The following is a 26,049-nucleotide window of genomic DNA, read 5'->3' as shown; positions in this document are numbered from 1 at the left end:
CGAGAGATTTTTAAGATTTTTTTGCGCCCTCTAGCCCCGTGCGCAGGCACCCAACATGGCATCTCTATGTTTACTTTGAGCCGTAGGTTTGTGGTTTTTAAACCCGCTGTCTGTCCCTATTAAACCGCGAAATCTCAAGGAAACACACCCAATACCACACAACCCAAAGAAAGTATTCAGGACATCCACACTAAGGGTTGTGGTGACAATATGTCAGGGGTACCTTATCTGATTCACCGATTAGCCTTTTCTCTCTGTACATGACGCACCCCACCCCTTACGATAAATATCAACAGGTTGCACCGCGCCATCCCGGCGCCCAAAAGCAACCACCATATAAGGAGAAACCATATGTCTAAGTCTTTCTACGACCTTCTGAACGAGCAGATCGGCCACGAGTTCGCCGCATCCCACCAGTACCTGTCCATGGCTATCTGGCTCGACGGTGAGGACCTGCCCCAGCTGGCTAAGTTCTTCTACCAGCAGTCCCTCGAAGAGCGCGAGCACGCACTCATGATGGTTCAGTACAAGCTGGACCGCGGCCACAAGGTCGAGATCCCCTCTGTTCCCGCTGTCAAGAACGACTTCGAGAACGTTCAGGAAATCGTTGACATGTCCCTGGCACAGGAGAAGGCTGTCACCGGTCAGATCGAGGCCCTGTTCTCCGCAGCACGCGCTGAGAACTACGCACTGGGCGAGCAGTTCATCCTCTGGTTCCTGAAGGAACAGGTTGAGGAAGTTGCCACCATGGAGACCCTGGTGACCATCGTGAAGCGCGCAAACGGCAACCTCTTCGACCTGGAGAACTACGTTGCACGCGAGCTGGCACACGACCACGGCCAGGAGTCCGGCGCACCCGCAATCGCTGGTTCCTAATCTTGCGTTCGCACGACTAGAGCACTAGTCGAACACGCAGAATATCTGCAAAATATTAAACGTTCCGCCCTCCCCACGTGCAGTGGGGAGGGCGGAACGTTTATGTATATACGCCATGAAAGCACACCGCGGTGCACCGTCCAGGAGCTAAAAGCCGCCAGCGGGTACTCGAATACTCATACAGTGCAGAGTAAACTTAAAAGCCTTAGATGCCGCATAATATCACGGCAGAAAGAGGAGAGAATGACTCACACCAACCCAGATACCCTCAGCCGCGGCTCATATAGCAACTCACGCCGCGTAGCCGACATTCTGCGTGCAGAATCAGTCGGCGGTACCGTACTTCTGATTGCGACGGTACTGGCAGTAGTACTCGCCAACACCCCCGCCTCCACCTTCTACTTTGGTCTGCGAGACACCGTGGTCGGCCCGGTCATCCCCGGCTTCAACCACCTGCAGATGAGCATCGGAACCTGGGCAGCAGACGGTCTGCTCGTCGTTTTCTTCTTCCTCACCGGCCTGGAGCTGAAGAAGGAATTCGTGATTGGTGACCTCAAGTCGCCCTCCACCGCGATTGTGCCGATTGCGGCCGCTTTCGGTGGCGTGGCGGTGCCCGCGATTATCTACACGGCGCTGAACTTCACCAGCCCCACCGCTCTGCACGGCTGGGCAATCCCTACCGCAACCGATATTGCGTTCGCGGTGTCTGTTCTCGCCGCCGTGGGTACTTTCCTCCCCTCGGCGATGCGTGTCTTCCTGCTGACCCTGGCAGTGGTCGATGACCTGATTGCGATCTGCATTATCGCGATTTTCTACACCAATAACTTCCACGGCGAGTACCTGCTCTTCGCGCTCATTCCCCTCGCTCTTTTCGCGTTCATTGCCTACCGCGGTGAGACCATGCTGCATCTGAAGCCTCTCGCCGCATGGATTCTGCTGCTGCCTCTGGGTATTATCACCTGGGCGCTCTTCCTTGAGTCCGGTATTCACGCAACCATTTCTGGTGTGGTTCTGGGCTTCCTGGTGCCCGTGAAGATGTCCGCTCGCTCTGAGGCGGCGCAGGCTGAACACGGTCTTGCGGAGGCGCTGGAGCACCGCTTCCGTCCCCTCTCTACCGGCATCTGCGTGCCAATCTTCGCGTTCTTCAGCGCGGGTGTGGCTGTGGGCGGCTTTGAAGGCCTCGGACGCGCCCTCACCGACTCGGTGGCGGTCGGCATTATGGTCGCACTGGTTGCCGGTAAGACCTTTGGTATTTTCGGCACCACCTGGCTTGTGACTCGCTTCAAGAACGCTAACCTCGATCCGGACGTTGCATGGATTGACGTGGTCGGTCTGGCTGCAACCGGTGGTATCGGTTTCACCGTGTCCCTGCTGGTGGCTGAGTTGTCCTTCCCGCACGGCTCTCCGCACACTGAGGACGCAAAGATTGCGATTCTCGTCGGCTCTGTTCTGGCTGCCATTGTGGGCGCGGCTATCCTGTCTCGCCGTAACAAGCACTACCGTGCCCTGGCTGAGAAGGAAAGCGTGGACGCTGACGACAACGGCATCCCCGACATCTTCGAGGGCACCTACCGTGACCCGAAGACCGAAGCCTAGTAAGAACTTCTAAGGTCTAGCACCTTCCCTACACCCCAATCCCCGCTGATAATGATGTCTCACCGCACTACCTCACGTCGCCATACAGCACGAGCAGGGCAGGCGCCCGCGCCTCCCTCAATGTATGCAGAGATATCAGCACGCGTGGTGATTGGGGTGTATTCTTTTGCCGCGCTACTGACCACGTTCGCGTGGATTATCTCTCCTCTGCGGCACGGTCGCGGCTTCACTTGGTGGAAAGTCACCGCTGACCTGCTGAATATTCCCTCCACGCACACGCTACCCAGCGCCATTACGATGATTGTGCTTGTGTCCGGGCTGATTGTGCGCAAGCGTGCCGCCCTCATTGCAGCCATCGTTTTTCAGGTGCTTGGCGCGCTGATTGCGACCCATAGCGCCTTCACGCTGGTGTTCCCCGCGGGGATTATGCCGAAAGACCGTATTTTCTCCTCGACGGTCGATACGCTCTCCATTGTGTTTGCGTGCGCGCTAGTGCCTTTCCTTTTCTCGATTCGTTCGGCGTTCCCAGCACGCATTGGTCGCCTCTCGTGGGCGGGTGCGGCTGCTACGGCAGCTGGCGGTATTCTGCTGACCACTTTGGTGCTCTGGTATCTCTGCCGTATTGGTGTGTGGGAGCCGTTGCGTTCGGTGACCCCGTGGGAGTTGCTGATGCACGGCATGGGTATTGAACGTACCCATCCTGGTGTTTGGTCTGCTGATGTGATGGCTTTCTTGGCGTCTTTTGGTTACGGTGCCTCGCTGGTTGCGGCACTGTACCTATTGGCGCGCGGTTACCGTGCCCCGGATGCATGGACCGGCGAGAAGGAGCTAAAGATCCGCGCCCTGCTGCAGCAGTACGGTGCCAATGACTCGCTATCCTATTTTGCGACGCGCCGCGATAAGCAGGTGATTTTCTCTCCGGATCAGAGGGCGGCGATTACGTACCGTTCGGTGGGTTCGGTGTGTTTGGCGTCGAGCGACCCGGTGGGTGACCCTGATTCGTGGGATGCCGCGATTGAGCAGTGGATGCTGCAGGCGCGTAGCTATGGTTGGGTTCCTGCGGCGCTGAGCGTGAGTGAGGCGGGTGCGCGCGCCTATAACCGTGCGGGCCTGTCGATTATTCAGATGGGTGAGGAGGCAGTCCTTGAGGCGGACCGTTTCACGCTCAATGACACGTCGATGCTACCGGTGCGTCAGGCGGTTCAGCGTGTGCGTCGCGGCGGGTACACGGCGCAGATGCGTCGCTTTGCGGAGCTGGATGAGCAGCAGTGTCAGCAGGTTGCGGAGAATATTTCGGCGTGGCGTCATGGGCGTGTGGAGCGCGGCTTCTCGATGGCGCTGAATCGTGTGAATGATTCGGCGGATTCTTCGTCTGTTCTGGTGTCGGCTCATGATGAGGCTGGTCAGATGGTGGCTCTGCTGTCTTTCGTCCCGTGGGGTCCTACGGGGCTATCGCTGGATGTTATGCGCCGCTCCCCTGAGGCGCCTAATGGTGTGGTGGAGTTTATGGTGGCGTCGCTGATGGAGCAGGCGGCGTCTTTGGGTGTGCGGCGGGTGTCGCTGAATTTTGCGATGTTTGGCCATATTTTTGAGGCTGCTGATCAGGTGGGTGCGTCGGCGTGGAACCGTTTTGCTTCCCGCTCTTTGGGTGTGCTGGATCGTTTTCTGCAGTTGCGCCGCCTGTATCGTTTCAATCTGAAGTTTGCCCCGCTGTGGGTTCCTCGTTTTTTGGCGACGGAGCCGACGTTGGCGATGGCGAATGTTTTGGTTGCGGCGGGTATGGCGGAGGGGTTTTTGCCGAATCTGTCGGCGCGCCGTTTGCAGGATCAGGAGCAGGTTCTTTCTGCAGATGAGCTGGAGGCTCTTCACCAGATGCAGCTCGCTACTGTGGAAGAGCTTCCTGAGGTGTCGCGTAGCGATCAGACTCAGCACCGTCTGCGCCATTTGGAGGCGCTGCGTGTGGCGGGCATGGAGCCGTATCCGCTGGGTGGTTCTTTGGGCAGTACCAGTGCTCTTGTACTGGGCGTGAAGGATGCCCTGCGTATATTCTCTTCTGAAAATATTCCAGATTCGGAATTCATGGTTTCGGGGCGTATTCGCGCGCTTCGCAAGCACGGTGGAGTCCTCTTTGTGACCCTCATTGAAGAGGGTAAGACCCTGCAGGTTGTCATGGAACGCAGCCTGGTGGGCGAGCGCCCACTGAGCCTTGCCTCCCGCAACCTGGACACCGGTGACATCATCACCGTGCAGGGCACCTACGGGGTGAGCCGTAACGGCACCCAATCGCTGATTGCCGCCTCCTGGCACATGGCGTCGAAGAGCCTGCACCCCATCCCCTTCGACTCCTTTACTGATCCGGAGGCGCGTCTGCGTCGCCGTTCCACGGACCTGTTGGTGCATCCGGATCAGATGCAGAATCTGCGTCTGCGTACCGCGGTCATTAAGGCGCTGCGTGCCCGGCTGGATGCGGAGGGTTTCCTTGAGGTGGAGACCCCGATTCTGCATACGGTGCACGGTGGTGCGAGCGCGCGCCCGTTCCGCACGTATATCAATGCGTACGGTGAGGATTTGACTCTGCGTATTGCGCCGGAGCTGTACCTGAAGCGTCTGGTGGTGGGCGGTAGCGGTCCGGTGTATGAGCTGGGTCGTGATTTCCGTAATGAGGGTGCTGATGCGACCCATAATCCGGAGTTTACGGTGCTTGAGGCGTATCGTCCGTATGCGGATTATGTGCAGATGCGTGAGTTGACGGAGCGTCTGATTAAGGATGCCGCACAGTCGGTGTTTGGTTCAGTGTCTTTGCCGTTGGGTCATAAGGCTTCGAGCGAGCGCACGGTATCTGATGTGTCGGATCCGTGGCGTGTGGTGTCGGTGTGTGATGCCCTGTCGGAGGCGCTGGGTCGCCGCGTGGATGTGCAGACGGATTTTGAGGAGTTGCTGGCTTTGGCGCAGCAGCACGGTGTGCGTGTTCATGAGGGTATGGGTCCGGGTGCCGTCGTTGAGGAGCTGTATGGTGAGCTGGTTGAGGCGCATACGGTGGAGCCGACGTTCTATACGGATTTCCCTGCCGAGACGAGTCCGCTTGCGGCGCCGCATCGTAGTGTTCCGGGTTTGGCGGAGCGTTGGGATTTGGTGATTAACGGCATGGAGATTGGCTGTGCTTATTCTGAGCTGGCGGACCCGCTGGTGCAGCGTGAGCGTCTGACGGAGCAGTCGTTGAAGGCGGCTTCGGGTGATCTGGAGGCGATGGAGGTGGATGAGGATTTCCTCTACGCCTTGGAGACGGGTATGCCGCCGACGGGTGGTTTGGGCCTGGGTGTGGATCGTCTGGTGATGCTGTTGGCTCAGACTCAGATTCGTGGGGTGTTGTCGTTCCCGTTTGTGAAGCCTGAGCGTTCGTAGCCCGACTGATACCCCCGCTTCTTCGTTATGCCCGGTGCGAGGTTTTGTGCCTTGTGCCGGGCTTTTTGTGCCCGCCCTGCCGGTGCCGTCAACACCTCCACGGAGTCTATATTTACTCTGCCCATATATTAAGTATTCGTTACATTTTGGCTTGGGCCCCTTTTTTAAGTTGCCGAGCGGGTGGCGTAGCCGACACAATGAGGTGACTAATCATGCGGAGCGTATGTGCCTCCGTTACGCGGCTTTGAGTCCGCGCCACCCAGCAATGTAGCCCACACGTTGTCCGTCTTTCGGATTTGAGCGTGCGGGCTTTTTGCTTTCAAGATTGGAGTGTCGAGTGGATTTTCTTCTGAATATCATCGGGGACATTAATACGCAGACTGCGGAACTGACTTCCTCCGTGGATGCCGTGCAGAACTGGATGTGGAGTAATTTCCTCTACTACGCTCTGATTGCGGCTGGTTTGTACATTACGATCCGTACTCGCGGTGTGCAGTGGCGTTCCATTAAGGAAATGGTCCGTGTCCTGGGTGACCCGGTTGCTCGTGAGGCTGACGGTAAGAAGAGTATTTCTTCGTTCCGTGCGTTTACTGTTTCGGCGGCTTCTCGTGTGGGTACCGGTACTGTTGCGGGTGTTGCTTTGGCTATTGCTATGGGCGGCCCGGGGGCTGTGTTCTGGATGTGGGTTATTGCTGCTGTTGGTGCGGCTTCTGCTTTTGCGGAGTCCCTTCTGGGTCAGCTGTATAAGGAGCGCGGTAAGGATTCCTATATTGGTGGTCCGGCGTACTACATGAAGCGCGGTCTGAATGCTCCGTGGATGGGTTACATCTTCGTGGCGTTCATTGTGGTCACTTATGCGTTTGTGTTTGTGGCGGTTCAGACGAATGCTGTGGTGGATGCTGCGGCGAACTCGTTCAGCATTGATGTTTCGGGTACTAACTCGATGGGCTTCCGCATCACTATTGGTCTGATTATGGTGGCGCTGACTGCGGCTATTATTTTCGGTGGTATTCGCGCGATTTCTTCGGTGACTGAGTGGCTGGTTCCGATTATGGCGGTGCTGTATCTACTGTTGGGCCTGCTGGTTGTTCTGCTGAACATTACCGAGGTTCCGAATATGCTGCTGATGATTTTCCAGGGTGCTTTTGGCATCAAGGAGTTTGTGACCGGCGGTACCATGGGTGCCGTGATTTGGGGTATGAAGCGTGGCCTGCTGACTAATGAGGCGGGTATGGGTACTGCTCCGAACGCTGGTGCGACCGCTACTATTTCTCACCCGGCTAAGCAGGGTTACGTGCAGACTTTGGGTGTTTACTTTGACACCATGATGGCGTGTACTGTGACTGCGTTTATTGTTCTGCTGTCGAACCCGACTTATGGTGATCGTTCTCGTGGTGCGTCGCTGACTCAGTCGGCGTTGGCTATGCAGCTGGGCGATTGGGCGGTTCACTTCCTGACTATAGCGATTTTCATGTTTGCGTTCTCGACTGTGATTGGTAACTACTACTACGGCGAGTCGAATATGCGTTTCGTGACTGAGCGTAAGCTGCCGATGAATATTTTCCGTGCATTGGTTCTGGTATTCGTGTTCTTCGGTGCGATTTCCTCGCTGGATCTGGTGTGGACTACTGCGGATATGTTGAATGCCGGCATGGTGATTGTGAACTTGACGGCGGTTCTATTGATGACTCCGCAGGTTGTTGCGGTGTTGAAGAACTATGAGGCTCAGCGTAAGGCTGGTTTGGAGCCGATTTTCAAGGCTTCGGATATGCCTGAGTTGAAGAATCTTGCGGCATGGGATGGCACTGATGAGGTGACTACCCGTGAGTTCTGGGCTGAGTATGATGCAAAGGCTGCTGAGCGTCGTGCTGCGAAGAAGGCTAACCGCTAGTTTGTGAGCTACACGCAGGTTTCTGCGTAAGGCTTTGTGGAGGGTCCGTCCTGCTGTGCGCGGGGCGGGCCCTTTTTGCGTACCTGAGGTGAATGGTGGAGGGTGTCCTTGCTACGGTAGGCTCTGAACGCCTCCTCGGACTATTCTGAGGGTCTGTAAGCTCCTAATGCGGGCTCCTAATGGGTCTGTATGCTTAGGAAGGATATTAGGAGGGTTTATGGATTGGCGTGCCGTACTGGAGCTGGTGGTCACGGTCGTGTTTCTGGCTGGTATTGCGTTGGCGCTATTGTGCTTGGTGACGATTCATCGGAACCCGCATTTTTCGGAGGTGCAGAAGCTGAAGTGGCTTCTGCTGGTGTTGTGCCTGCCGTATGTGGGTCCGGTGACATGGTTGTTGCGTGCGCGTTTGGAGCGTATTGACCGGGAGCGTGCTGAACAGGAGCGTATGGCGCGGGGTTCCGCGGCTGCTTCCGATGCGGCTGCTTCCGGTGGAGCGTCTGATAGTGCCCCCGATAGCACCTCCGATAGTGCTTCGGAGTCTCTTTCTAACACCCCTACCACCACTAAGTAGCGAAGGTCACACTCTCCCAATTGGACAGCACCGCGCGCAGTCCGTATAGTTTTATGTGTTGCCTGCGGTGACACACCGTAAGACACATGCGCGAGTGGCGGAATAGGCAGACGCGCACGGTTCAGGTCCGTGTGCCCGTGAGGGCGTGGGGGTTCAACTCCCCCCTCGCGCACCAACGATCCCCGGTTCGAAAGAACCGGGGATTTTTTCATATCCATAACCAATTCCCCGCTAAATGACGGGGTTCCAGAGCGATGGGCAAGTGCATCACCTAAAATAGAATCGGGTGTGCTCATTCACAGGGCACACAGCTAACGCACAGACACGCTCGTTAAACTGAGCCTTTCGGATAAAGACCGTTTGTGCGGTCTGTTGCTCGGAATGGTCGTTGAGAAGGAGGCGGCATGAAGTTTTTCGACAAGCTGGGCAAGCTGGAGCAAGGCATCGGTCGCACTGTCGGCCTTTCCAAGGGCTTCGGCACCTTTGCGAAGGCGGATGTCGCTAACCGCGTCCGCATCATGATGGATGACGAGTCCTATGTGGACGGCAGTGGCCGCACTATGGCTCCTAATGTCTATACTCTCCGTTTCGCACCGGTTGATTTCCCTCGCGTGCGCGAGTGGGGCAACCCGTTCGCTGTTGAGCTGTGCGATTTGGCGATTTCGCACGCCCGCGCGCAGGGTTACACCCTGATTGGTGCGGTTCGCGTGACGTTCAACGTTCTTGATTCTCTCTCTGAGGGCGAGTTTGAGGTTGTTGCAACCTTCGAGCCGTTCTCTGTGCCGGAGGCTCCCGCGTCCTCGTCTCTGCGCGGCGCTGCTAACTACGCGCCGGTGCGTCCGCCGCGTGAGTCTTCTTTGCCGACCCGCATTACGAAGCCGCCTGCCCAGCCGGCTCAGCCTGCACCCAGCCCTGCGCCTCAGCAGGCTCCTGTGGGTCGCCCGGGCATGCCAGTACCGCCTCCTGCGGCGGGTGCTCCCCGTTTCTTCTTGGAGATTGAGGGTCGCATGCACCCGGTGAACCACCTGCCGTTTGTGCTGGGCCGCGGTTCTGATGCTGATTTTCGTCTGGACGATAAGGGTGTTTCTCGCCGTCACCTGCAGCTTTCGATGCAGGGTGGTGCGGTGGTCGCCTCCGATATGGGTTCTACCAACGGCACGTTGATTAATGGTGCGCCTCTGCGTGCGCCGGTGGTGCTGGCGAACGGTTCTCTGCTTCGCATGGGTAATACCCGCATCATCTTCCATAGTTCGACCGGAGGTGTCCGTTAATGGCGTCTGAATTGACCGTTACTATCCTTCGTTACGCTTTTCTGGCTCTGATTTGGTTCTTTGTTTTCCTGGTGGTTTCGGCGGCTCGCCGTGACCTTGGTTTGGGTAAGAACTATCGTGCGGCACCGGTTGATGCGGTTCCGGAGGCTACCCATATTGCGCCTCCGCCGACTCGTCCTTCACAGCTTGTGATTACTGCGGGGGCGCAGGCTGGCGCGATGATGCAGTTGGGGGACCACCCGATTACTATTGGCCGCGCTAATGACATTGAGGTGTCCCTGCAGGATGATTACGCCTCGGGCCGCCATGCGCGTCTGTTCCCTCAGGGTTCCCGCTGGTTCCTGGAGGATTTGAATTCTACTAATGGCACGTTCGTCAATGGCGAGCGTCTGACTCGTGCGACCCCGATTGAGCCCGGTGATGATTTCCGCGTTGGCGGTACCACCATGCAGTTGAGGGGCTAGTGTATGAAGATCGCTTTTCGTTTTGAGGCCCGCTCTGATACGGGTCTGAAACGCTCGAAGAATGATGACTCCGGCTACGGTGGTCGTTTCCTTGCTGTCGTTGCTGATGGCATGGGCGGTCACGTGGGCGGCGATGTTGCGTCGGCTACGACGGTTTTGAATTTGACCCCGCTTGACCACCCTGACTTTGAGGATGGTACCGGTAGCGTTTATCTGGCTGATGAGATTCAGAGCGCGAACCTGATCATTAATGAGCTGGCCGCTAATGACCCTCAGCTGGCGGGTATGGGTACGACCTGTACTGCCTTGCTGATTGATGGTGATTGCATTGAGTTCGCCCATATTGGTGATTCGCGGGCATATCGTCTGCGTCCGGGCGCTGATGGTGAGTTTGAGCAGATTTCTACTGACCATACGTTTGTGCAGCGCTTGCTCAATGAGGGTCGTATTACCCCGCAGGAGGCAGAGAACCACCCGCATAAGAACGTGATTATGCGCGTTCTGGGTGATGTTGATGCCTCCCCCGAGCTGGAGTTGAAGACTCTGGACGCTGTTCCCGGCGAGCGCTGGGTGCTCTCTTCGGACGGTTTGGATGCTGTGGTGTCCCTGTCGGAGATTGAGCAGGTGATGCGTTCTACCGATGACCTGTCTGAGATCGCTGACACTCTGATTGCGATGACCTTGGAGCGCGGCGCGCCGGATAACGTGACGGCTGTGTCCTTGCAGGTGATTGACCGTGAGGTTCTGCCGGTGGATGAGCCGGTGGGTCCTTCGAGCCTGCCTGAGTCTGCCCTACCTGATTCGATTGTGGCGGAGCAGGAGGTCAGCACGAACACTCAGAAGCTTCCCGAGGTTGCTGCCACCGCTGAGGCTGCTGAGGCTATTTTGGGCGCGCACCATGATGAGGATTCTGAGGAGCGTTATCGTCGGTCGTTGCGCCGTTTCCGTCGTGCTCGTGACTTCTCTGGAACCCTGTTGCACAGTGGTTCTGGGGCGGTGCGTCACCATATCGGTACGTACGATAACGCCGTGGATGCGGCTCTTACGAATGCTGCGATTTTGCGTAGCGAATTGGGTTCCCGCCCGCATCAGCTGGTTGGTGCCGCTTCGGTGGCTACTGAGACCGGCATGATTCCGGCGGTTACTTCTCGTACCCTAGAGCATCGTGCGACGGTGGCTCAGCGTGTGCCTTTGAAGGTGGAGTCTGATGAGGCGACCCTGCCGGCTGAGCTGGAGGAGCTGATCGCTGAGGATACTGTTGAGCGTTCGCGCCCGCGGTCGTGGTCGATTCGCCTGTTCATTACTCTGCTGGTTGCGGCTATTTTGACGCTGGTTGCGTGGACTGGTCTGCGCTATGTGGAGCGTAGCTACTATGTGGGTGAGAGTGACGGCACGGTTGCAGTGTACAACGGTATTCCGCATGCGTTGGGTCCGATTCGCCTTTCTTACGTGGTGGAGAATACCGATATTCAGACGAGTGAGCTGAGCGATCATACTCGTTCTTTGTTGCGTAATGCGATTACGGCGAAGGACCTAGAGGACGCGCATCAGATTGTGTCTCGTTTGAAGACTCAGGCGGATCAGTCTCGTGAGAAGGCGGAGCAGGCCGCTGCGTCTGCTTCCGCGTCTGCCTCGGCTTCTGCTTCCCCGAGCTCTGAGACGCCCAGTGAGGCTCCGAACTCTGGGGCACCGGGCTCTGATTCGGCGTCCCCGGCTCCTGAGCTGGCTACGGTTTCCTCCGCGCCTATTGCAGAGAGCGGTGAGAACAATGGCTAAGTTCTTCTCGTTCCGCCGTGAGTCGGATGCGCCTCGTGCACGCCGTTTTACGGAGCTTTTCCTGCTGGTTTTGGCGGTGGGTATCAGTTCCTTCGGCATGTACTTGATTAATCCGGAGCACGCTTTTGATACGTCGAAGAGCCAGTGGCTACCGTGCACGGTGGTGCTGGGTGCCGGTGCTCTTCTGATTCACCTGGTCATGCAGTTCCGCGCCCGTTACGCTGATCCGTTTATTCTGCCGCTGGTGGTGGCTCTGAACGGTATTGGTTTGACCATGATTTATCGTCTGGATCCGCAAATTGCGGCTCCGGTGGGTGATGGTCAACTGATGTGGACCGGCGTGTCTATGGTGCTGTGCGCGATTATCGTGTTTGTGCTCAGGGATTACCGTCTGCTGCGTAAGGTCACGTACACCTCCCTGGTGCTGTCGATGATTCTGCTCATCATGCCGCTGGTTCCGGGTCTGGGTATGGAGCTCAATGGTGCTCGTATTTGGATTCATATCGGTAACCGCACATTCCAGCCGGGTGAGGTCGCGAAGATTACTTTGGCGATCTTCTTCGCCGGCTATTTGGCGACGCACCGTGACCTGATTCTGGTGGCTGGCCGCCGCATCGGTCCTATCAACCTGCCGCGTCTGCGTGATTTGGCGCCGGTGTTCTTGGCGTGGATTGTGAGCCTGGGTGTTCTGGTGTTCCAGAAGGACCTTGGTTCAGCAATTATGTTCTTTGGCCTGTTCATGGCGATGCTGTACCTTTCGACAGGCAGGGTTTCTTGGCTGGTAGTTGCGGGTGTCGGAATAGCTGTGGGTGGCTATTTTGCGTACCACTATGTCTCGCACGTGCACGCCCGTATTTATGCGTGGGTGCATGCATTTGAACCTGAGGTTTACCAGGCGTCTCCTGGTGGTTCGGGTCAGATTCTGCAGGGCGTTTTTGGTCTGGCTTACGGCGGTCTTTTTGGCCGCGGTTGGGGTCAGGGCCGCGCAAACCTCGTCCCGTACGCTAACTCGGATATGATCATTTCCTCCCTGGGTGAGGAGCTGGGCCTGGTGGGTCTGGGTGCCATCCTGATGATGTTCATGCTCCTGGTTTCGCGCGGTTACCGTGCGGCGTTGGGTACTCGTGATGGTTTCGGCAAGCTGTTGGCTGCCGGTCTGTCTACGGTCATGGTTCTGCAGCTGTTCGTGGTGATTGGCGGTGTGACTCGCCTGATTCCGCTGACTGGTCTGACGACTCCTTTCATGTCTGCCGGTGGCTCCTCGTTGGTGGCTAACTGGATTATTGTGGCGCTGTGGTTGTCTATTTCTCATAGTGCCCGCGCACCTCACCTGGTGGCTGGTTATGATGCTCCTCAGGGTATTGACCATGCGGACACTAGCTACGAGCCGGAGGGTGCTACTAGCGTTCTGGCGCGTATTACGGCTAAGGATTCTGGAGGTGAGAAGAATGGATAGGGCTATTCGCCGCATGTGGATGTCTGCCGCGTGCGTGTTTGTCCTGCTGATAGGCACCCTCAGCTATATTCAGTTCTTCGATTCGAAGACTCTGATGAATAATCAGTGGAATTCCCGAGCTCTCTACGATAATTACGGTTCGGCACGTGGCTCAATCGTGGTTGACGGTACGGAGATCGCTTCGTCGGTGAAGTCTGATGATGAGTACAACTACCAGCGTGTGTATAACCACCCGCTCAAGTACGCGGCTCTGACGGGTTACTTCTCCACGATTTATGGTGCGACCGGTTTGGAAGCTGCTATGGATAAGGAGCTTGCCGGCACGAGTGATAGCCAGTTCTACGACCGTGTGGCGCAGCTGTTCAGTGGTTCTTCTGCGCAGGGCGCTAGCGTGGATCTAACGATTAATTCGAAGCTTCAGGATATTGCGTATAGCGCTCTGCAGGGCCGTAAGGGCGCTGTGGTGGCGATGAACCCGAAGACCGGTGAGATTCTGGCGATGGCTTCTTCGCCGTCCTATGATCCGAATCTTCTGTCGGCTCATACGAGCTCTTCGGTTTTGGCGAATTATCAGGCGCTGACTTCTGATGAGGACAGCCCCCTGTTCAACCGTGCGATTGCGGGTAACACCTATTCGCCGGGTTCGACGTTCAAGATTATTGATGCGGTGGCGGCGCTGGAGTCCGGCAAGTACAACGCATCTTCGGTCATTGCGAACCCCGCACAGTTGCCGCTGCCGGGCACGAACATTAGCCTGCCGAACTATACGGGCGGTCAGTGTGGAACCCGCACTCAGGCGACGATTGAGTGGGCTTTGGCTCAGTCCTGTAATACGCCTTTTGCGCAGATTGCGATGGATTTGGGTCAGGAGCGTATCGCGAAAACTGCAGAGAATTTTGGTTACGGCCAGGATTTGAAGATTCCGTTGAGGGTTTCTAAGTCTTCTTTCCCGTCAAATCTGACGCAGAGCCAGTTGGCCCAGTCGGCGATTGGTCAGTATGACGTGAAGACCACTCCGCTGCAGGTGGCTATGATGTCTGCGGCGATTGCGAATGGCGGTGTGCAGATGAAGCCGAATCTGATTCGTTCGGTGAAGACCAGCAACCTGAGCACTTTGCAGGAGTTCTCTCCTGAGAAGCTGCGTACGTCCACTAGTCCTGAAATTGCTAACCAGGTCAAGCAGTGGATGGTCAATTCGGTTGATAATGGTATTGCACGCAACGCTGGTGTCCCCGGTGTGAAGGTGGCGGGTAAGACCGGTACCGCGGAGACGACGGCAGGTTTGAATAATTCTTGGTTTACCGGTTTTGCTCCGGCTGATGATCCTCAGATTGCGATTGCTGTGGTTTATGAGGATATTGACGTGGCAACCGGTGCCCAGTTGGCAACCAGTACTAGTAAGCAACTCTTTGAGGCGGTGTTGAACAAGTGAGGCCTGCGGCTGATATCACTTTGGGCGGGCGCTACACCCTAACCGAACGTATCGCGATTGGCGGTATGGGCGAGGTGTGGAAAGCTCGCGATAAGGTGCTTGGACGCATCGTTGCGGTCAAGATCCTCAAGGAGGAGTACACCGGTGACCCGGGTTTCTTGGAGCGTTTCCGCGCTGAGGCCCGCAATACGGCGCTGTTGAACCACCCCGGCGTGGCGAATGTTTTCGACTACGGCGAGGAGGACAACTCCGCGTATCTGGTCATGGAGCTGGTCCCGGGTAATCCGCTCTCTAGCATCATTGAGCACGAGACTACCCTGCCGCCGGACCGTGTTCTGAACTTCATTGCTCAGACTGCTCGCGCGTTGGCTGCGGCTCATTCGCAGGGTCTGGTGCACCGTGACGTGAAGCCGGGTAACCTTATCATCACCCCGGATGATCGCGTGAAGGTGACTGATTTCGGTATTGCTCGTCTGGCTAATCAGGTGCCGTTGACGGCTACCGGCCAGGTGATGGGCACCGCCCAGTATTTGGCGCCGGAGCAGGCAACCGGTCAGGCTGCTACCGCATCTTCGGATATGTACTCTTTGGGCATTATTGGTTATGAGTGCCTGGTGGGTCGTCGTCCGTTTACGGGTGAGTCGCAGATTGCGATTGCTTTGGCTCAGGTGAATGATCCGCCGCCGCCGCTTCCGGAAACTATTCCGGCTGCTGCTCGTGCGCTCATCATGTGCTTGTTGGCGAAGGACCCGGCTCAGCGTCCTAAGGATGCGACCGCTCTGGCGTCTGCGGTGGATGCGATTCGTCGCCGCGATCTGAAGGCAGCGGTGAAGGCTGTTCCTCCGCTGGCGCAGTTCTTGGCTGAGGAGAATGCTGACGACTCTACTGTCGCTATGACTGCGATGGATGTGGCGGCGGAGCCGATTAGCGCTTCTGCTACTCCGCGTTTTGGTTCTGGTGGTCGTTTTTCGCCGGAGCCGACGACGGCACCTATTCCTCGTACGAGTGAGCAGACCATGCGTCCGGCTTCGGGTCGTGTGAAGGCTGCTGTTGCCCCTCCGGCTAAGCGTGGACCGAACGTGTGGATGTGGGTTGCGCTGCTGTTGGCGATTGTGCTGATTGCTGGTGGTATTTGGACGGTCCTCTCCTCCAATAATGGTGGCGGTTCGACTGATTCGGTTCCGAGCGCTTCTTCGTCTGTTGTTCCGACGAACACGGGTACCGTTTCGACGGTGGAGCCGACTGAGTCTGCTTCTGCCCGTGCCGCAAAGCTGAAGGTGACCATCAACGCGATTAACTATGAGGGTCGCGAGCTGCAGGATGCAGTGAACGAGCTGAAGAACCTTGGTCTGTCCCCCAAGACTGAGGGTGTTGAGTCTACTCAGCCGGAGAACACGGTGATTTCGGTTTCTCCGACGGGTACTTTGGAGCAGGGTAATAGCGTGACTGTTCGCTATTCAACCGGTCCGAAGTCGGTGACTCTGCCGTCGAACCTTGAGGGTAAGAACGTTGATGAGGCGTCGAAGGCTGTTGCCGCTCTGGGTGTGAATGTTTCTCTGCATTATGAGAATTCGGACACGGCGGCCCCCGGTACGGTGCTTCGTACTACCCCCTCATCTGGCACCAAGGTCACGGTTGGTAGTAATGTAGACATGTATGTGGCCTCTTCCAGTTCGGGTAGGGGTTCGAGTGCGAGCGCTTCTGCTGCACCGTCTGCGTCGGCTTCTGCTTCCGCTTCCGCGTCGGCGCGTTAGCCCCTACATTTTGATTTAGTTTTAGTGATCCAGGAGAACTTATGGACCTGTCGGTTCCCGACACGGTTGATAACCGTTACAAGGTACTCGAGGTAATCGGTACCGGTGCGATGGCAACCGTTTATGCTGCCGAGGATACTCGCCTCGGCCGCAAGGTTGCGCTTAAGATTCTGCGCCCGGAGCAGGCCCAGGACGATACGTTCCGCGCACGCTTTAAGCGTGAGGCGGAGGCTGTGGCGTCTCTGAACAATCCTGCGATTGTTGCTGTCTATGACACCGGTTCGTATAACCCTTCGCAGGATGGTGGGGAGTCTGCTTCTTCGGAAGAGGGCACCGCTATTCCTTATATCGTGATGGAGTACGTGGAGGGTCATACTCTGCGTTCCATCCTATCCCGTGGCGGTCATCTGCCGGTCCGTGATGCTTTGGGTTATTCCGAGCAGCTGCTGGGTGCTTTGCAATACAGCCACTCGATGGGCATCATTCACCGCGATATTAAGCCGGCGAATATTATGGTGCTGGAGCGTACCAGCGAGGATATCGCTAAGGGTCAGCCGGGCCAGATTAAGGTCATGGATTTCGGTATTTCCCGTGCCATTGAGGAAGCTGGCGAGGCGCTGACCAAGGCTAACGTGGTGATGGGTAGCGCACGCTACATGTCCCCTGAGCAGGTGAGCGGCAAGGATGTTGACGCCCGTAGCGATCTGTACTCTGCTGCTTGCGTGATTTACGAGATGATTGCTGGTCGTTCTCCGTTTGACGCTGAGTCGAATGTTGATCTGGCGGCTAAGCATCTTTCGGATGCCCCTGAGCCTCCGAGCAAGTTCACCCCGCTTGAGGTTCCTGCTGGTCTGGATACTGTGATTCTGAAGGGTCTGGCGAAGAACCCGGATGAGCGTTATCAGAGTGCTGCTGAGTTCGCTCAGGCTCTGGCGTCGGTTGTTCGCCCGGGTGAAGAGACCGTGGTTCAGGATGCAGCGATGACTACTGCTTTTGTTCCTTCGGCGACTACTGCTTCCCTGGGTGAGGATTACGCCCCGTACACCACCTCGATTACTGAGGCTTCGGTGGAAGACGGCGGCCTCAACGGCTTCTTCGAGTATGAAGACGATGAGGAACTGTATGACGAGGAGGAGTACGCAGAGTACGATGAGTCTTCGCCGCGTAAGCGTGCGTGGGTTCGTTTCCTTGTGGGTACTCTGATTGTGGCTCTGCTGGTTTTCAGTGTCGGCTCGGTTCTGTACTACCAGAACAAGCTCAATGAGGTTCCGCAGGTTCAGGTTCCGGCTGTGGTGAATGTTTCCCGCGATGATGCCGATAACCAGCTGCGTAACCGAGGCTTCGTGGTGGAGTACCGTCAGGGCTACTCGGACAACATCAAGAAGGGCGACGTTATCAACGTTGAGCCGGGTGTCGGTTCTACGGTTAATAAGGGCTCGACCGTGGTTGTGACTGTTTCGAGCGGTCCGGAGAAGGTCAAGTTGCCGGATAACCTGCAGGGTCAGAGTGAGGCGTATGTCCGTAACGCTCTGAAGGACCTGGGTCTGGTGGATGGCCGCGTCTCCACTGTGGAGAGCGCTTCCGTTCCTGCGGGTATGGTTGTGGAGCTGTCCCCTGAGAAGGACTCGACCGATGATAAGGGGGCTCAGACCGTTGAGGCTGGTAGCACCGTGAACATTGTCCTGTCTTCCGGTAAGGTGAAGGTCCCCTCGCTGGTGGGTCTGACCAAGGATCAGGCGATTGCTGCTCTGACCGCTCAGGATGTTCTGCTGAACACCAACATTGAGACTGTTCAGACTAACGAGCGTCCTGCGGGCACTGTGCTTTCGCAGAGCTCTGCGGCGGGTACTCTGGTGGCTCAGAACAGCACTGTGACGATCCGTGTAGCTGCTACTCCGACTCAGACGACCGCTCCGACTACTGCGGCTACTCAGCCTGCGGCGGCGACCGGTAACCAGAACGCTACTACTGGTAACCAGAACCAGCAGCGTTCTACCGCGGCTAACCAGCAGGCTACTCAGCCTGCGGCGGCGACCGGTAACCAGAACCAGCAGCGTTCTACCGCTACGGCTACTCCGGCACCGGCTGCGTCCACTGCTGCGGGTACCCGTACGATTCAGGGTACTAACGCGAATACCAATGCGAACAACACAAACGCTAACGCCCGCTAAGGGGTTCTAGCGGTTAGCAAAAGGGGCGGCGCTCCACACCGTTGGGTGTGGGGTGCCGCCCCTTTTTGTGTACCTGGGTTCGGGGTAGGAAGTGTGCGAGGGGGTAGAGTTATCGCCTCCAGTTTCCCTGTAGCATGCCTGCTACGGGGCTTCTGGAGGCGATATAAGCCATTGATGGCGATCCAAGCTAAAGTTACTAAGCCATGAGGGGTGAGAGGCTCTTAGAGCGCTCTGTGGCTCCCTGCAGACCGGTTTCTTCGAGCCAGTTACCGAGCATGAGGTATCCACTTTCGGTCAGGACCGACTCGGGGTGGAACTGCACGCCGTGCATGGGGGCTTCACGGTGGCGCAGACCCATGATGATGCCGTTGTCGGTGGTGGAGGTGGTTTCCAGGACCTCGGGCATGGTTTCGGGTACGACTGCCAGGGAGTGGTAGCGGGTCGCGGTGAAGGGGTTGGGCACGTCCTTGAATACGGAGACGTTCTCGTGCACGAGGCGGGAGGTCTTGCCGTGCATGAGTTCGGGGGCGTGGGTGACGGTGCCGCCGAATGCCTCCGCGATGGCCTGGTGGCCGAGGCATACGCCCAGCAGAGGCTTCTTCGCTTCGGCTGCCCAGCGGATGGTGTCAATAATGACGCCTGCTTCTGCGGGGGCGCCGGGGCCCGGGGAGACGAGCACGCCGTCGTGTTCTTCGGCGAGCTTGATAACGGCGTCGAGTTCGTATTCGTCGTTACGGATGACGGTGGTTTCAGCGCCGAGCTGCTGGATGTAGCCGACGAGGGTGAAGACGAAGCTGTCGTAGTTGTCGATGACAAGGATGCGGGTCATGGCACGTCCTTAGCGCTAATGGTTGATGGTGACGTTCAGGTTAAAGGGGCCGTACTCTGCGAAGTGGGGGAAGACGAATTCCATGAGCAGGTAGACTACGGCGAGTATCAGCGCGATGGCGATGATGATGCGAACCCACAGGGGGCCGGGAAGGTGGCGGAAAATCCATGCGTACATCTTGCTTTTCCTCTCTGAGTTTAGGATCCTGCTACGGAGGCGGCAATCTCTGCGGGCGCTCCGGCTGCGGCGGGCCGCCAGGATTCGAGGCGGGCGTGGACAATGTATCGTTCGGTGTCGCCGTAGCGCGGGTGGCAGGTGGTGAGCGTCAGGAGGCGCTCGGTGGGTGCTACGCCGGGCTGTCCGGGGACGGGTTCGATGACTTCTACTTGGTCGGGCTGCACGATTTCGTGGCTGTAGACAGTGTAGGTGTAGTAGCCGTCTTTGGTGCGCACGTAGATGTGGTCGCCTTCGGTGAGCAGGTCGATGTCGTTGAGGACTTTACCGCGGGTTTGGCGGTGGCCGGCAAGGGAGAAGTTGCCCACCTGTCCGGGCATGGCGCTTCCTTCGTAGTGGCCGAGTCCGAGGGAGTCGAGCACGTCGGAGCTGGTGCCCTGGGTGGCGGGGCGCTGGTAGTCGGATCCGAACTTGGGGATGTAGACGACGCCGAAGACTTCGCCGTGGCCGGGTTCGCTCAGACCTGCGGGAGGGGTGTTGGGATCCCAGTTGGGGAGGGGTTCGGCGGGGTTGGAGTCGAATTCCTGGACGAGGGTGCTGACGGCTTGGGATTGGGTGCGGTCGGCGTCGATGTTGGTCCACCAGAGCTGCCATGCGACGAAGAGCAGTAGCAGCAGGCCGACGGTAATAAGGAGTTCGCCTGTAATCTGGATAATCCAGTGCAGCACGGTACGGGGGCGGCGCTCTGCGGTGGGTGCCGTTCCTTGGCTCATGCGTTCTCCTTTGTCCTTTGGGTTGTGTATGTTCTTGGGCGCCGGGTGGCGTTCCTTATCTTTCAACGCACGGAGAAGGTGAAATCATCCCGTAAGTCTGCAAAGATAGGTGTGAACATATATTTTTAGGTTACCCATACAACAATAAGCGGAGGAAGTATGTCGACCAACTCGGCTAAGGCATCGTCCAAGAAGAAGTCTCAGAAGTCTGCTAAGTCTGAGGTGGAGGATGCGAGCGAGCTGCGTCTGCGTGAGATTGCTCGTGAGATGGAGAGCGGCACGCAGCTGAAGGAGCAGACTCCGTTGTGGTACCGCGTGATTATGTTCTCGCTGTTGGCGGTGGGCATTCTGTGGATTATTATTTTCTACATTACGCAGGGCCTGTTCCCGATTCCTGATTTGGGTATGTGGAATGTGAGTGTTGGTGTGGGCGCCATGATGGTGAGCATGCTGATGATGACTCGTTGGCGCTAGAGTTTAGACGTTAGAGCTTATAGAGAGGCGGCCGTCCCGTGTGGGGCGGCCGCCTCTCTATGTTTGGAGCTAGGGGGTTAGGGAGCCTCTGCGGCGCTTTTTCTGTTCTGAAGCGCTGTCCGGAAGATCGCGGTCATGGCGACCATGCTGAGCAGTTCGGTGAGGGTTTGGGTGAGTACGGTAGCGCTCATGAGCTTTGCTTCGGGGTTCCCGCTGTGCGCCAGGCGTTGTGCACAGAGCGCTACGACGGGGTAGATGATGAGGGCGTTGCGGGTGACGGCGCTGAAGGTTACGGCGATACGTTCCGGTCGGCTCATCATTCTGCTAAGGAGCCATGCAGCGACTCCTGCGAGGATAGCGTAGGTAAGGTAGAGTCCGGCGAGTCGGGGAATGAGCTGCGTTTCGTTCAGTACCGCCGGGGTGTAGGCGGAGCACATGAGGGCAAGAAGTAGGCACATGAGGGGAATCATCGCGGTATCGCTCATACTACGTAGGCGTTCGTAGGTTTGTTGGCGCTGCGGTGAGCGGGTTAACCAGCGTTGCGCGAGGTAGGCGGCTACTAGAGGTGCGATGAGCGGTGTGAGGCTGAGGTAGCTTTCAGCGGGGAGGGGGAAAATTTCTCCCGCCACCCTCATATCTATTATTCCTATATAAGAATATATACTAGTCCAGATAGGAATAAATATAAGCTGGGCGCCGAGCAGGTAGGGTGTTGCCGCTAGCAAACCTCGGTATTCCCCTCCGGCAATACACGTAAAAACCACCACGTAATCCACGCATGGAGCCAGCAAAACAATCACTGTAGCTAGAGCAACGGGGCCTCCCTCAGGGATAAAGAGGGAGACCAGAGGCGCAACTAGAATCGGGGTTCCAAGGGTAGCCGCCAGCACGACCGTGCACACAAGCATCTTATGCTGACCAACATTCATGCCGGCCAGGGGCATGAGAGCGAAGTTACTCCACAGTAGCGCCAAGCGCATAAGGCACGAGCTGTTCAGAAGCGTGACTCCACCCGTTCAAACCCGCGCAGGCAGCTCCCACGATCATGGAGCCAAGGTAGAGGGCCACCTGGTGACGTTCCATAAAGCTCACCAAAGTCATCCTCTTCTAGTAGATCAGGTCGCCTCGCGCCGCTTCGTGGACGCGGCGGGTTACGGTCTCCATGACGGGCGAGTTGATGTTCCACCGCTGCCAGTAGAGGGGGAATTCTACGGGGGTTGCGGCGAGCTTCACGAGGTGCCCGCTTTCGAGTTCTTCGGCGCATTGTGCCTCAGGAATGAGGCCCCAGGCAATACCGGAGCTGACGGCTCGCGCATAGTCCGGAGATGAGGGAATGTAGATGGTGGGGCTTTGGATAAAGGTTTCTTCAGCCTCTAGACCTACCTCTTTTTCAATGAGGGCTCGTGCTATATCCTGCACAAAATCTTTACGGTCGTATTCGACAACGGGGGCATGATTGAGCTCTTCGTGGCTCGTGGTCTTGGGCCAGCCGGGTAGGTACCGCTGTACGTAGTCAGGGGTGGCAACGCACCAGTAGCGTGCCACGCCGAGGGTTTCGACGGAGCAGCCGGGGATTTTTTCGGGTTTGGAGGTGATGACTGCCATGACTTCTCCGGATCGGAGCATGGCGGAGGAGTGGAATTCACCTTCTCGTCGCAGGTCGCAGAAGATGCTGTCTTCGCGGCTGAGGGTTCCTACGGCGTCGATGAACCAGGTGGCGAGTGAGTCGGCATTGACGGCAACGGAGACGCTCTGGAAGCCGCCGGCACCCATGAGTTCGCGTTCCATTTCTTGCTGCAGGAATTCGCTTTGTCGGGCGATGCGCAGTACGCTTTGTCCGGCGTCGGTGGGGGTGACGGGGTTGCTTCGGCGTACCAGGACCTTTCCGGCGATCTGTTCCATGGCTTTGATGCGCTGGGAGATGGCGGAGGGGCTCACTCGCAGGATATCTGCTGCCGCGTCGAAGGTGCCGTATTCAATGACGGTGGCGAAAGTGGTGAGCTGGTCGGTACTGAAACGTGTCATAAGAATATCTTACGCAGTGTGAAAATATTTAGATAGATTTAGGGTCCTTTTTCCCGTATTCTCGTCTCTGGCACTTCACACTTCCGCTAACGCAGGCTTTATCCCTGCATCACGAGCTTTTGCCTGGCAAGCTGGTAGTAAGAGAGCCGCTACCCGCCACTACGTACGCGGGTTCATACCCCGTTTGATCAACATAGAAAGTTTCACGATGTCCGCATCCCTCTCCCTGCTGTTTCTGGGCGCTACCACCACGATTTCTTTGGTGGCGGCTATTGGCGCCCAGGGAACTTTTGTGCTGCGTCAGGGTATTTTGGGTCGGCACATTACCCCGATTATTATTTTCTGCATTCTGTCGGATGCTCTGATGATTGGCTTGGGCGTTGTGGGTCTGGGTGCCCTGTTGGATGCGGCGCCGTGGTTTATTGAGGTGTTCCGTTATGTGGGTGCGGCGTTTTTGGCGTGGTTTGGTTTTGAGGCTGGCCGCCGCGTGTTTACTACGCACTCCATCGTGGTTGATGATGCGGAGGGCGATTCTCAGTCGTTGAAGGCGGCTCTGCTGACCACGGCGGCGGTGACGTATTTGAATCCGCTGGCATGGTTAGATACGACTATTCTTTTAGGTTCGCTGGCAAACGCCCAGGGTGATCCTGGCCGTTGGTGGTACTACCTGGGTTGCTGCTGCGGTAGCCTGATCTGGTTTTTGATGCTGGGCTATGGTTCGCGCCTGTTGCGTCCGCTCTTTGCGCGCCCTTCAGCGTGGCGCGTTTTGGATGGTGCGACGGCTCTTCTGATGGCGTACCTGGTGTTCAACCTGCTGACGATGAACCTGTCGACCCATTAACTTTTACCCCCTGACTTAGCTCTTTATACTTTGTCAGTCTCTTTTTCAGTGCTCTTCTCCTCTTCGAGGGGTATGAGCACTTCATTTTTGGGCAAGGTAAGTAGACCCAAGTAGATATCGCGAATGATCAGGATGTGCTTGATCCGCTCAATCATGGGCTTGAGGAAGCTTCGGGCGTATTTTTCGTCGCTACTGGTGGTTGCAACGAAGCTGAGCCCGGAGAACACGGCAACGATCATGGACACCTTGATGACGACGGCGTTGATGTTGGTGTCTACGCCGAGGATTTTGAGGTGTTCGGGTTTGATGCTCATTCAGGATTCGATGGTGGTGTCGCTAATGGCGATGGACGAGAAACCCATGAAGAATCCGAAGACGAGCAGCATGAAGAAGGTCGCCTGAATAATCTGCCCGATCATGGGGATGATGATGAGGTTACTCCAGGGAGCGATTTTGAGGGGTCGGTGTTCGAGGATTTTCTTCTCTTCGACCCAGTCTTGGGCGGTGTTCCAGATTCCGCCTTCGAGGGCTGCGGCATGCTCGTAGTCGTTGTCGCTAAAGCGTGCGATGTCGTCGCCTCTCGAGCGCCCCAGCAGGCGCGCTGTGCGTTCCAGGGAGGTTGTGACGACCACGAACACGGCGAGTAGCCCCATGAGGCCCAGAACCGCCCAGGTGCGCGGGAAGCTGAGTCCGTTGGCAAGCTTCCAGAGGTCTGCGTTCACGAAGATAAAGAGTACGGACACCATGAGTACGGGTAGTACTTTCGCGATCATGGGCGGCAGGGATGCAAGCTGGTGGATGGCGTGCTTAAGGGACCAGCCGAGTACGGTATCTACGCCCAGGAAGATGGCGAGGTAGATTCCGATAACGATGAGCGGGAATACTTGGCCGCCGTCGTAGACGAAGTCGAGGCCGTCGAGGGTGTTGGATGCAAAGACACCGGCGGTAAAGAGCATTCCAGCAGAAAGTACGGTAAGAATACCCGTGGTGATTTGAACCCACCGCGGGGAGCGGACCATCAGCACGTGGGCAAGAGCAATGAACACACCGGAGATGATCGGCATAATGAGGAAAATCCCACCGAGTACGAGCACTGGGAGCACTTCGTTGCTGAGGGTACTATCGCGTGTGAGAGTTTTGATGTAGTCCGGTAGGGAGCCTTTCACGTCCTCTACGACGAAGAGGAGAAGGTCGCGCAGGAAGATATAGCAGATATGCATGATGCCAGCCCACAGGATCCACGGTACAGAGCGTGGGAACGCATCGAGAGCACGTTGACGTGCAGGAATGATGAGGGGCACGCCCTGTTTACGGAACCAGATATTGCTCTGCTTTAGCATGTCAGCCTTGCTGTAGTGCTGAGTGGTGTAATGCTGAGGTTGCACCGCTTCTGCAGTGGCTTTAGCACGCAGCCGCGCCCAGATGGGCGTGCGTCCTTCTGCTGCGGGGTGTTCTGGTCCTGTGCGCTCATGACATACCACTCTACAGGGGTTGAGAACCTCTTTTATCCGAAGGCCCCTATAGTTCTTCTCGCTGGAGTTCAGCTCCGATAAAGCGGCTGTAGGCGCCCATGAGGAGGGCAGCTGCTTCTTCCTGTTCCTCGTAGATGCCTAGCTCCTCGTCCTCACGACCCGTGTAGGTACCGCTACTGATTTCGAGCAGGGATAACGGTCCTTCTGCAGTCTCCGGGGCTAGAGCATCCAGGATGAAGCTCAGGCTTTCTTCTGATTCTTCAGCTACGCCCATGAGCCGCCCCAGACGTGTACCCGGGTAGGGTGCGATGGTGAGGACGTCTTCGTTCTCGCACTGGATAATGCGTGCGACAGGAATAATATCCCCGTCTGCGGTCTCTTCGAGCAGTAGCTCGGTGGAGAGGTCGATATGGCTTTCCTCGCTCTGTAGGAGCTGCCTGGGCCACCAGAGGTGAATGTATTCGGTCAGTGCCGCCCAGGTTTCGTGAGGCTCCAGTATGCTCTCTACGTAGAGTGCTACCGTTCGTTCTTCACCGTTGTGTTGGTGATGCTGATCGACTGGCTCTGGGGCGTGGGAAAACATGGGGTAGTGCATGGTTCTACTCTATCCCAGTGTGTCTGTGAAGAGCATTCTTCCTTGTAGACAGAGCCATAGACAAGGGTCTGAGGGCACAAAAAAGGGGCAGACCCGCATGGGTCTGCCCCTTTCCAGCTTTAGCTGTTAAAACAAAAGAGCCCGCGCAAGCGGGCTCTTTTTATTGCCTATTGGATTGTTATCCAAAAACCATACAGTGAACGCAA

The 26,049-nt window shown here is 57.0% G+C and carries 22 protein-coding genes and 1 tRNA gene; 15 read left to right on the top strand and 8 right to left on the bottom strand.

Going from position 1 to position 26,049, the window contains the following annotated elements; translation table 11 throughout:
- The first annotated feature begins 351 nt into the window (after positions 1-351).
- The 13 genes from HMPREF2927_RS00130 (at position 352) to pknB (ending at position 18,660) form a co-directional block, all read left to right on the top strand.
- Positions 352-876 (top strand): ferritin, encoded by a 525-nt coding sequence (locus tag HMPREF2927_RS00130; RefSeq protein ID WP_070684562.1) that lies wholly within the window; start codon positions 352-354, stop codon positions 874-876.
- 243 nt (positions 877-1,119) lie between these two features.
- Positions 1,120-2,472: a Na+/H+ antiporter NhaA gene (gene nhaA / locus HMPREF2927_RS00125; protein WP_070684560.1), complete on the top strand. Its 1,353-nt coding sequence runs from the start codon at positions 1,120-1,122 to the stop codon at positions 2,470-2,472.
- A gap of 120 nt (positions 2,473-2,592) precedes the next feature.
- Positions 2,593-5,874: a bifunctional lysylphosphatidylglycerol synthetase/lysine--tRNA ligase LysX gene (lysX, locus tag HMPREF2927_RS00120; protein ID WP_083311130.1), complete on the top strand. Its 3,282-nt coding sequence runs from the start codon at positions 2,593-2,595 to the stop codon at positions 5,872-5,874.
- A 337-nt stretch (positions 5,875-6,211) separates the two neighbouring features.
- The gene (locus HMPREF2927_RS00115; RefSeq protein WP_070684556.1) at positions 6,212-7,765 is read left to right on the top strand and encodes an alanine/glycine:cation symporter family protein; all 1,554 of its coding nucleotides are present in this window, start codon (positions 6,212-6,214) and stop codon (positions 7,763-7,765) included.
- Positions 7,766-7,982: 217 nt separating this feature from the next.
- Positions 7,983-8,336, top strand: coding sequence for a PLDc N-terminal domain-containing protein (locus HMPREF2927_RS00110; protein ID WP_070684554.1), 354 nt, complete (start codon positions 7,983-7,985; stop codon positions 8,334-8,336).
- An 88-nt stretch (positions 8,337-8,424) separates the two neighbouring features.
- A tRNA-Leu gene (locus HMPREF2927_RS00105) sits at positions 8,425-8,511 on the top strand.
- 229 nt (positions 8,512-8,740) lie between these two features.
- Positions 8,741-9,607: an FhaA domain-containing protein gene (locus HMPREF2927_RS00100; RefSeq protein ID WP_070684551.1), complete on the top strand. Its 867-nt coding sequence runs from the start codon at positions 8,741-8,743 to the stop codon at positions 9,605-9,607.
- A complete protein-coding gene (locus HMPREF2927_RS00095) occupies positions 9,607-10,071 on the top strand; it encodes an FHA domain-containing protein FhaB/FipA (protein WP_005507379.1) in 465 nt (154 codons plus the stop codon). The genes HMPREF2927_RS00100 and HMPREF2927_RS00095 overlap by 1 nt, the downstream gene beginning before the upstream one ends.
- Before the next feature lie 3 nt (positions 10,072-10,074).
- Positions 10,075-11,847 carry a PP2C family protein-serine/threonine phosphatase gene (locus tag HMPREF2927_RS00090; RefSeq protein ID WP_070684549.1) on the top strand — a complete coding sequence of 591 codons (1,773 nt, stop codon included), beginning with the start codon at positions 10,075-10,077 and terminating at the stop codon, positions 11,845-11,847.
- Positions 11,840-13,303 carry an FtsW/RodA/SpoVE family cell cycle protein gene (locus HMPREF2927_RS00085; protein WP_070684547.1) on the top strand — a complete coding sequence of 488 codons (1,464 nt, stop codon included), beginning with the start codon at positions 11,840-11,842 and terminating at the stop codon, positions 13,301-13,303. The genes HMPREF2927_RS00090 and HMPREF2927_RS00085 overlap by 8 nt, the downstream gene beginning before the upstream one ends.
- Entirely contained in the window at positions 13,296-14,735 is a 1,440-nt protein-coding gene (locus HMPREF2927_RS00080) for a peptidoglycan D,D-transpeptidase FtsI family protein (protein ID WP_070684545.1), read from the top strand. Before HMPREF2927_RS00085 ends, HMPREF2927_RS00080 begins: the two co-directional genes overlap by 8 nt.
- Positions 14,732-16,489: a protein kinase domain-containing protein gene (locus HMPREF2927_RS00075; protein WP_070684542.1), complete on the top strand. Its 1,758-nt coding sequence runs from the start codon at positions 14,732-14,734 to the stop codon at positions 16,487-16,489. The genes HMPREF2927_RS00080 and HMPREF2927_RS00075 overlap by 4 nt, the downstream gene beginning before the upstream one ends.
- A 41-nt stretch (positions 16,490-16,530) precedes the next feature.
- Entirely contained in the window at positions 16,531-18,660 is a 2,130-nt protein-coding gene (pknB, locus tag HMPREF2927_RS00070) for a Stk1 family PASTA domain-containing Ser/Thr kinase (protein ID WP_070684539.1), read from the top strand.
- A 196-nt stretch (positions 18,661-18,856) separates the two neighbouring features.
- Here the strand turns inward: pknB and HMPREF2927_RS00065 are convergent, their stop codons facing one another.
- The 3 genes from HMPREF2927_RS00065 to HMPREF2927_RS00060 are packed head-to-tail and all read right to left on the bottom strand — an operon-like array spanning position 18,857 to position 20,436.
- Positions 18,857-19,489 (bottom strand): aminodeoxychorismate/anthranilate synthase component II, encoded by a 633-nt coding sequence (locus tag HMPREF2927_RS00065; protein ID WP_070684537.1) that lies wholly within the window; start codon positions 19,487-19,489, stop codon positions 18,857-18,859.
- Between the two features lie 15 nt (positions 19,490-19,504).
- On the bottom strand, positions 19,505-19,666 hold the full coding sequence (locus HMPREF2927_RS09080) for a hypothetical protein (protein WP_005508086.1): 162 nt from the start codon (positions 19,664-19,666) through the stop codon (positions 19,505-19,507).
- A gap of 20 nt (positions 19,667-19,686) precedes the next feature.
- Positions 19,687-20,436, bottom strand: coding sequence for a class E sortase (locus tag HMPREF2927_RS00060; RefSeq protein ID WP_005507387.1), 750 nt, complete (start codon positions 20,434-20,436; stop codon positions 19,687-19,689).
- A 159-nt stretch (positions 20,437-20,595) separates the two neighbouring features.
- On the opposite strand from HMPREF2927_RS00060, the gene HMPREF2927_RS00055 reads away from it, so the two are divergent.
- Positions 20,596-20,910 (top strand): cell division protein CrgA, encoded by a 315-nt coding sequence (locus HMPREF2927_RS00055; protein WP_070684535.1) that lies wholly within the window; start codon positions 20,596-20,598, stop codon positions 20,908-20,910.
- Between the two features lie 77 nt (positions 20,911-20,987).
- On the opposite strand, the gene HMPREF2927_RS08960 is transcribed toward HMPREF2927_RS00055, so the two are convergent.
- A complete protein-coding gene (locus HMPREF2927_RS08960) occupies positions 20,988-21,395 on the bottom strand; it encodes a hypothetical protein (RefSeq protein ID WP_141754857.1) in 408 nt (135 codons plus the stop codon).
- A gap of 622 nt (positions 21,396-22,017) precedes the next feature.
- Positions 22,018-22,935, bottom strand: coding sequence for a LysR family transcriptional regulator ArgP (locus HMPREF2927_RS00045; protein ID WP_070684531.1), 918 nt, complete (start codon positions 22,933-22,935; stop codon positions 22,018-22,020).
- Between the two features lie 208 nt (positions 22,936-23,143).
- Here HMPREF2927_RS00045 and HMPREF2927_RS00040 point away from each other — a divergent pair, with 208 nt between their 5' ends.
- Complete coding sequence (locus tag HMPREF2927_RS00040) at positions 23,144-23,776, top strand: LysE/ArgO family amino acid transporter (RefSeq protein WP_070684529.1); 633 nt, start codon at positions 23,144-23,146, stop codon at positions 23,774-23,776.
- A gap of 23 nt (positions 23,777-23,799) precedes the next feature.
- Here the strand turns inward: HMPREF2927_RS00040 and HMPREF2927_RS09155 are convergent, their stop codons facing one another.
- The 3 genes from HMPREF2927_RS09155 to HMPREF2927_RS00030 all read right to left on the bottom strand — a co-directional run bounded on the left by HMPREF2927_RS09155 (position 23,800) and on the right by HMPREF2927_RS00030 (position 25,843).
- Complete coding sequence (locus HMPREF2927_RS09155; protein WP_246827307.1) at positions 23,800-24,090, bottom strand: hypothetical protein; 291 nt, start codon at positions 24,088-24,090, stop codon at positions 23,800-23,802.
- A complete protein-coding gene (locus HMPREF2927_RS00035) occupies positions 24,091-25,116 on the bottom strand; it encodes a D-mannonate dehydratase (protein WP_233992147.1) in 1,026 nt (341 codons plus the stop codon).
- Positions 25,117-25,294: 178 nt separating this feature from the next.
- On the bottom strand, positions 25,295-25,843 hold the full coding sequence (locus HMPREF2927_RS00030; protein ID WP_070684527.1) for a GTPase: 549 nt from the start codon (positions 25,841-25,843) through the stop codon (positions 25,295-25,297).
- Positions 25,844-26,049: the final 206 nt, after the last annotated feature.

The organism is Rothia sp. HMSC061E04 (genome assembly GCF_001813685.1).
Classification (GTDB): Bacteria; Actinomycetota; Actinomycetes; order Actinomycetales; family Micrococcaceae; genus Rothia; species Rothia mucilaginosa.
This window is presented reverse-complemented; position numbering and strand designations above follow the sequence as displayed.

Excerpts from the sequence above, each read along its gene's own strand:
- HMPREF2927_RS00080 (WP_070684545.1), top strand. The coding sequence starts at position 13,296 with ATGGATAGGGCTATTCGCCGCATGTGGATGTCTGCCGCGTGCGTGTTT.
- HMPREF2927_RS00090 (WP_070684549.1), top strand. The coding sequence starts at position 10,075 with ATGAAGATCGCTTTTCGTTTTGAGGCCCGCTCTGATACGGGTCTGAAA.
- HMPREF2927_RS00040 (WP_070684529.1), top strand. The coding sequence starts at position 23,144 with ATGTCCGCATCCCTCTCCCTGCTGTTTCTGGGCGCTACCACCACGATT.
- nhaA (WP_070684560.1), top strand. The coding sequence starts at position 1,120 with ATGACTCACACCAACCCAGATACCCTCAGCCGCGGCTCATATAGCAAC.
- lysX (WP_083311130.1), top strand. The coding sequence starts at position 2,593 with ATGTATGCAGAGATATCAGCACGCGTGGTGATTGGGGTGTATTCTTTT.
- HMPREF2927_RS00045 (WP_070684531.1), bottom strand. The coding sequence starts at position 22,935 with ATGACACGTTTCAGTACCGACCAGCTCACCACTTTCGCCACCGTCATT.
- HMPREF2927_RS00060 (WP_005507387.1), bottom strand. The coding sequence starts at position 20,436 with ATGAGCCAAGGAACGGCACCCACCGCAGAGCGCCGCCCCCGTACCGTG.
- HMPREF2927_RS00095 (WP_005507379.1), top strand. The coding sequence starts at position 9,607 with ATGGCGTCTGAATTGACCGTTACTATCCTTCGTTACGCTTTTCTGGCT.
- pknB (WP_070684539.1), top strand. The coding sequence starts at position 16,531 with ATGGACCTGTCGGTTCCCGACACGGTTGATAACCGTTACAAGGTACTC.
- HMPREF2927_RS00055 (WP_070684535.1), top strand. The coding sequence starts at position 20,596 with ATGTCGACCAACTCGGCTAAGGCATCGTCCAAGAAGAAGTCTCAGAAG.
- HMPREF2927_RS09080 (WP_005508086.1), bottom strand. The coding sequence starts at position 19,666 with ATGTACGCATGGATTTTCCGCCACCTTCCCGGCCCCCTGTGGGTTCGC.
- HMPREF2927_RS00085 (WP_070684547.1), top strand. The coding sequence starts at position 11,840 with ATGGCTAAGTTCTTCTCGTTCCGCCGTGAGTCGGATGCGCCTCGTGCA.
- HMPREF2927_RS00130 (WP_070684562.1), top strand. The coding sequence starts at position 352 with ATGTCTAAGTCTTTCTACGACCTTCTGAACGAGCAGATCGGCCACGAG.
- HMPREF2927_RS09155 (WP_246827307.1), bottom strand. The coding sequence starts at position 24,090 with ATGAGCATCAAACCCGAACACCTCAAAATCCTCGGCGTAGACACCAAC.
- HMPREF2927_RS00065 (WP_070684537.1), bottom strand. The coding sequence starts at position 19,489 with ATGACCCGCATCCTTGTCATCGACAACTACGACAGCTTCGTCTTCACC.
- HMPREF2927_RS08960 (WP_141754857.1), bottom strand. The coding sequence starts at position 21,395 with ATGAGCGATACCGCGATGATTCCCCTCATGTGCCTACTTCTTGCCCTC.
- HMPREF2927_RS00110 (WP_070684554.1), top strand. The coding sequence starts at position 7,983 with ATGGATTGGCGTGCCGTACTGGAGCTGGTGGTCACGGTCGTGTTTCTG.
- HMPREF2927_RS00030 (WP_070684527.1), bottom strand. The coding sequence starts at position 25,843 with ATGCACTACCCCATGTTTTCCCACGCCCCAGAGCCAGTCGATCAGCAT.
- HMPREF2927_RS00035 (WP_233992147.1), bottom strand. The coding sequence starts at position 25,116 with ATGCTAAAGCAGAGCAATATCTGGTTCCGTAAACAGGGCGTGCCCCTC.
- HMPREF2927_RS00100 (WP_070684551.1), top strand. The coding sequence starts at position 8,741 with ATGAAGTTTTTCGACAAGCTGGGCAAGCTGGAGCAAGGCATCGGTCGC.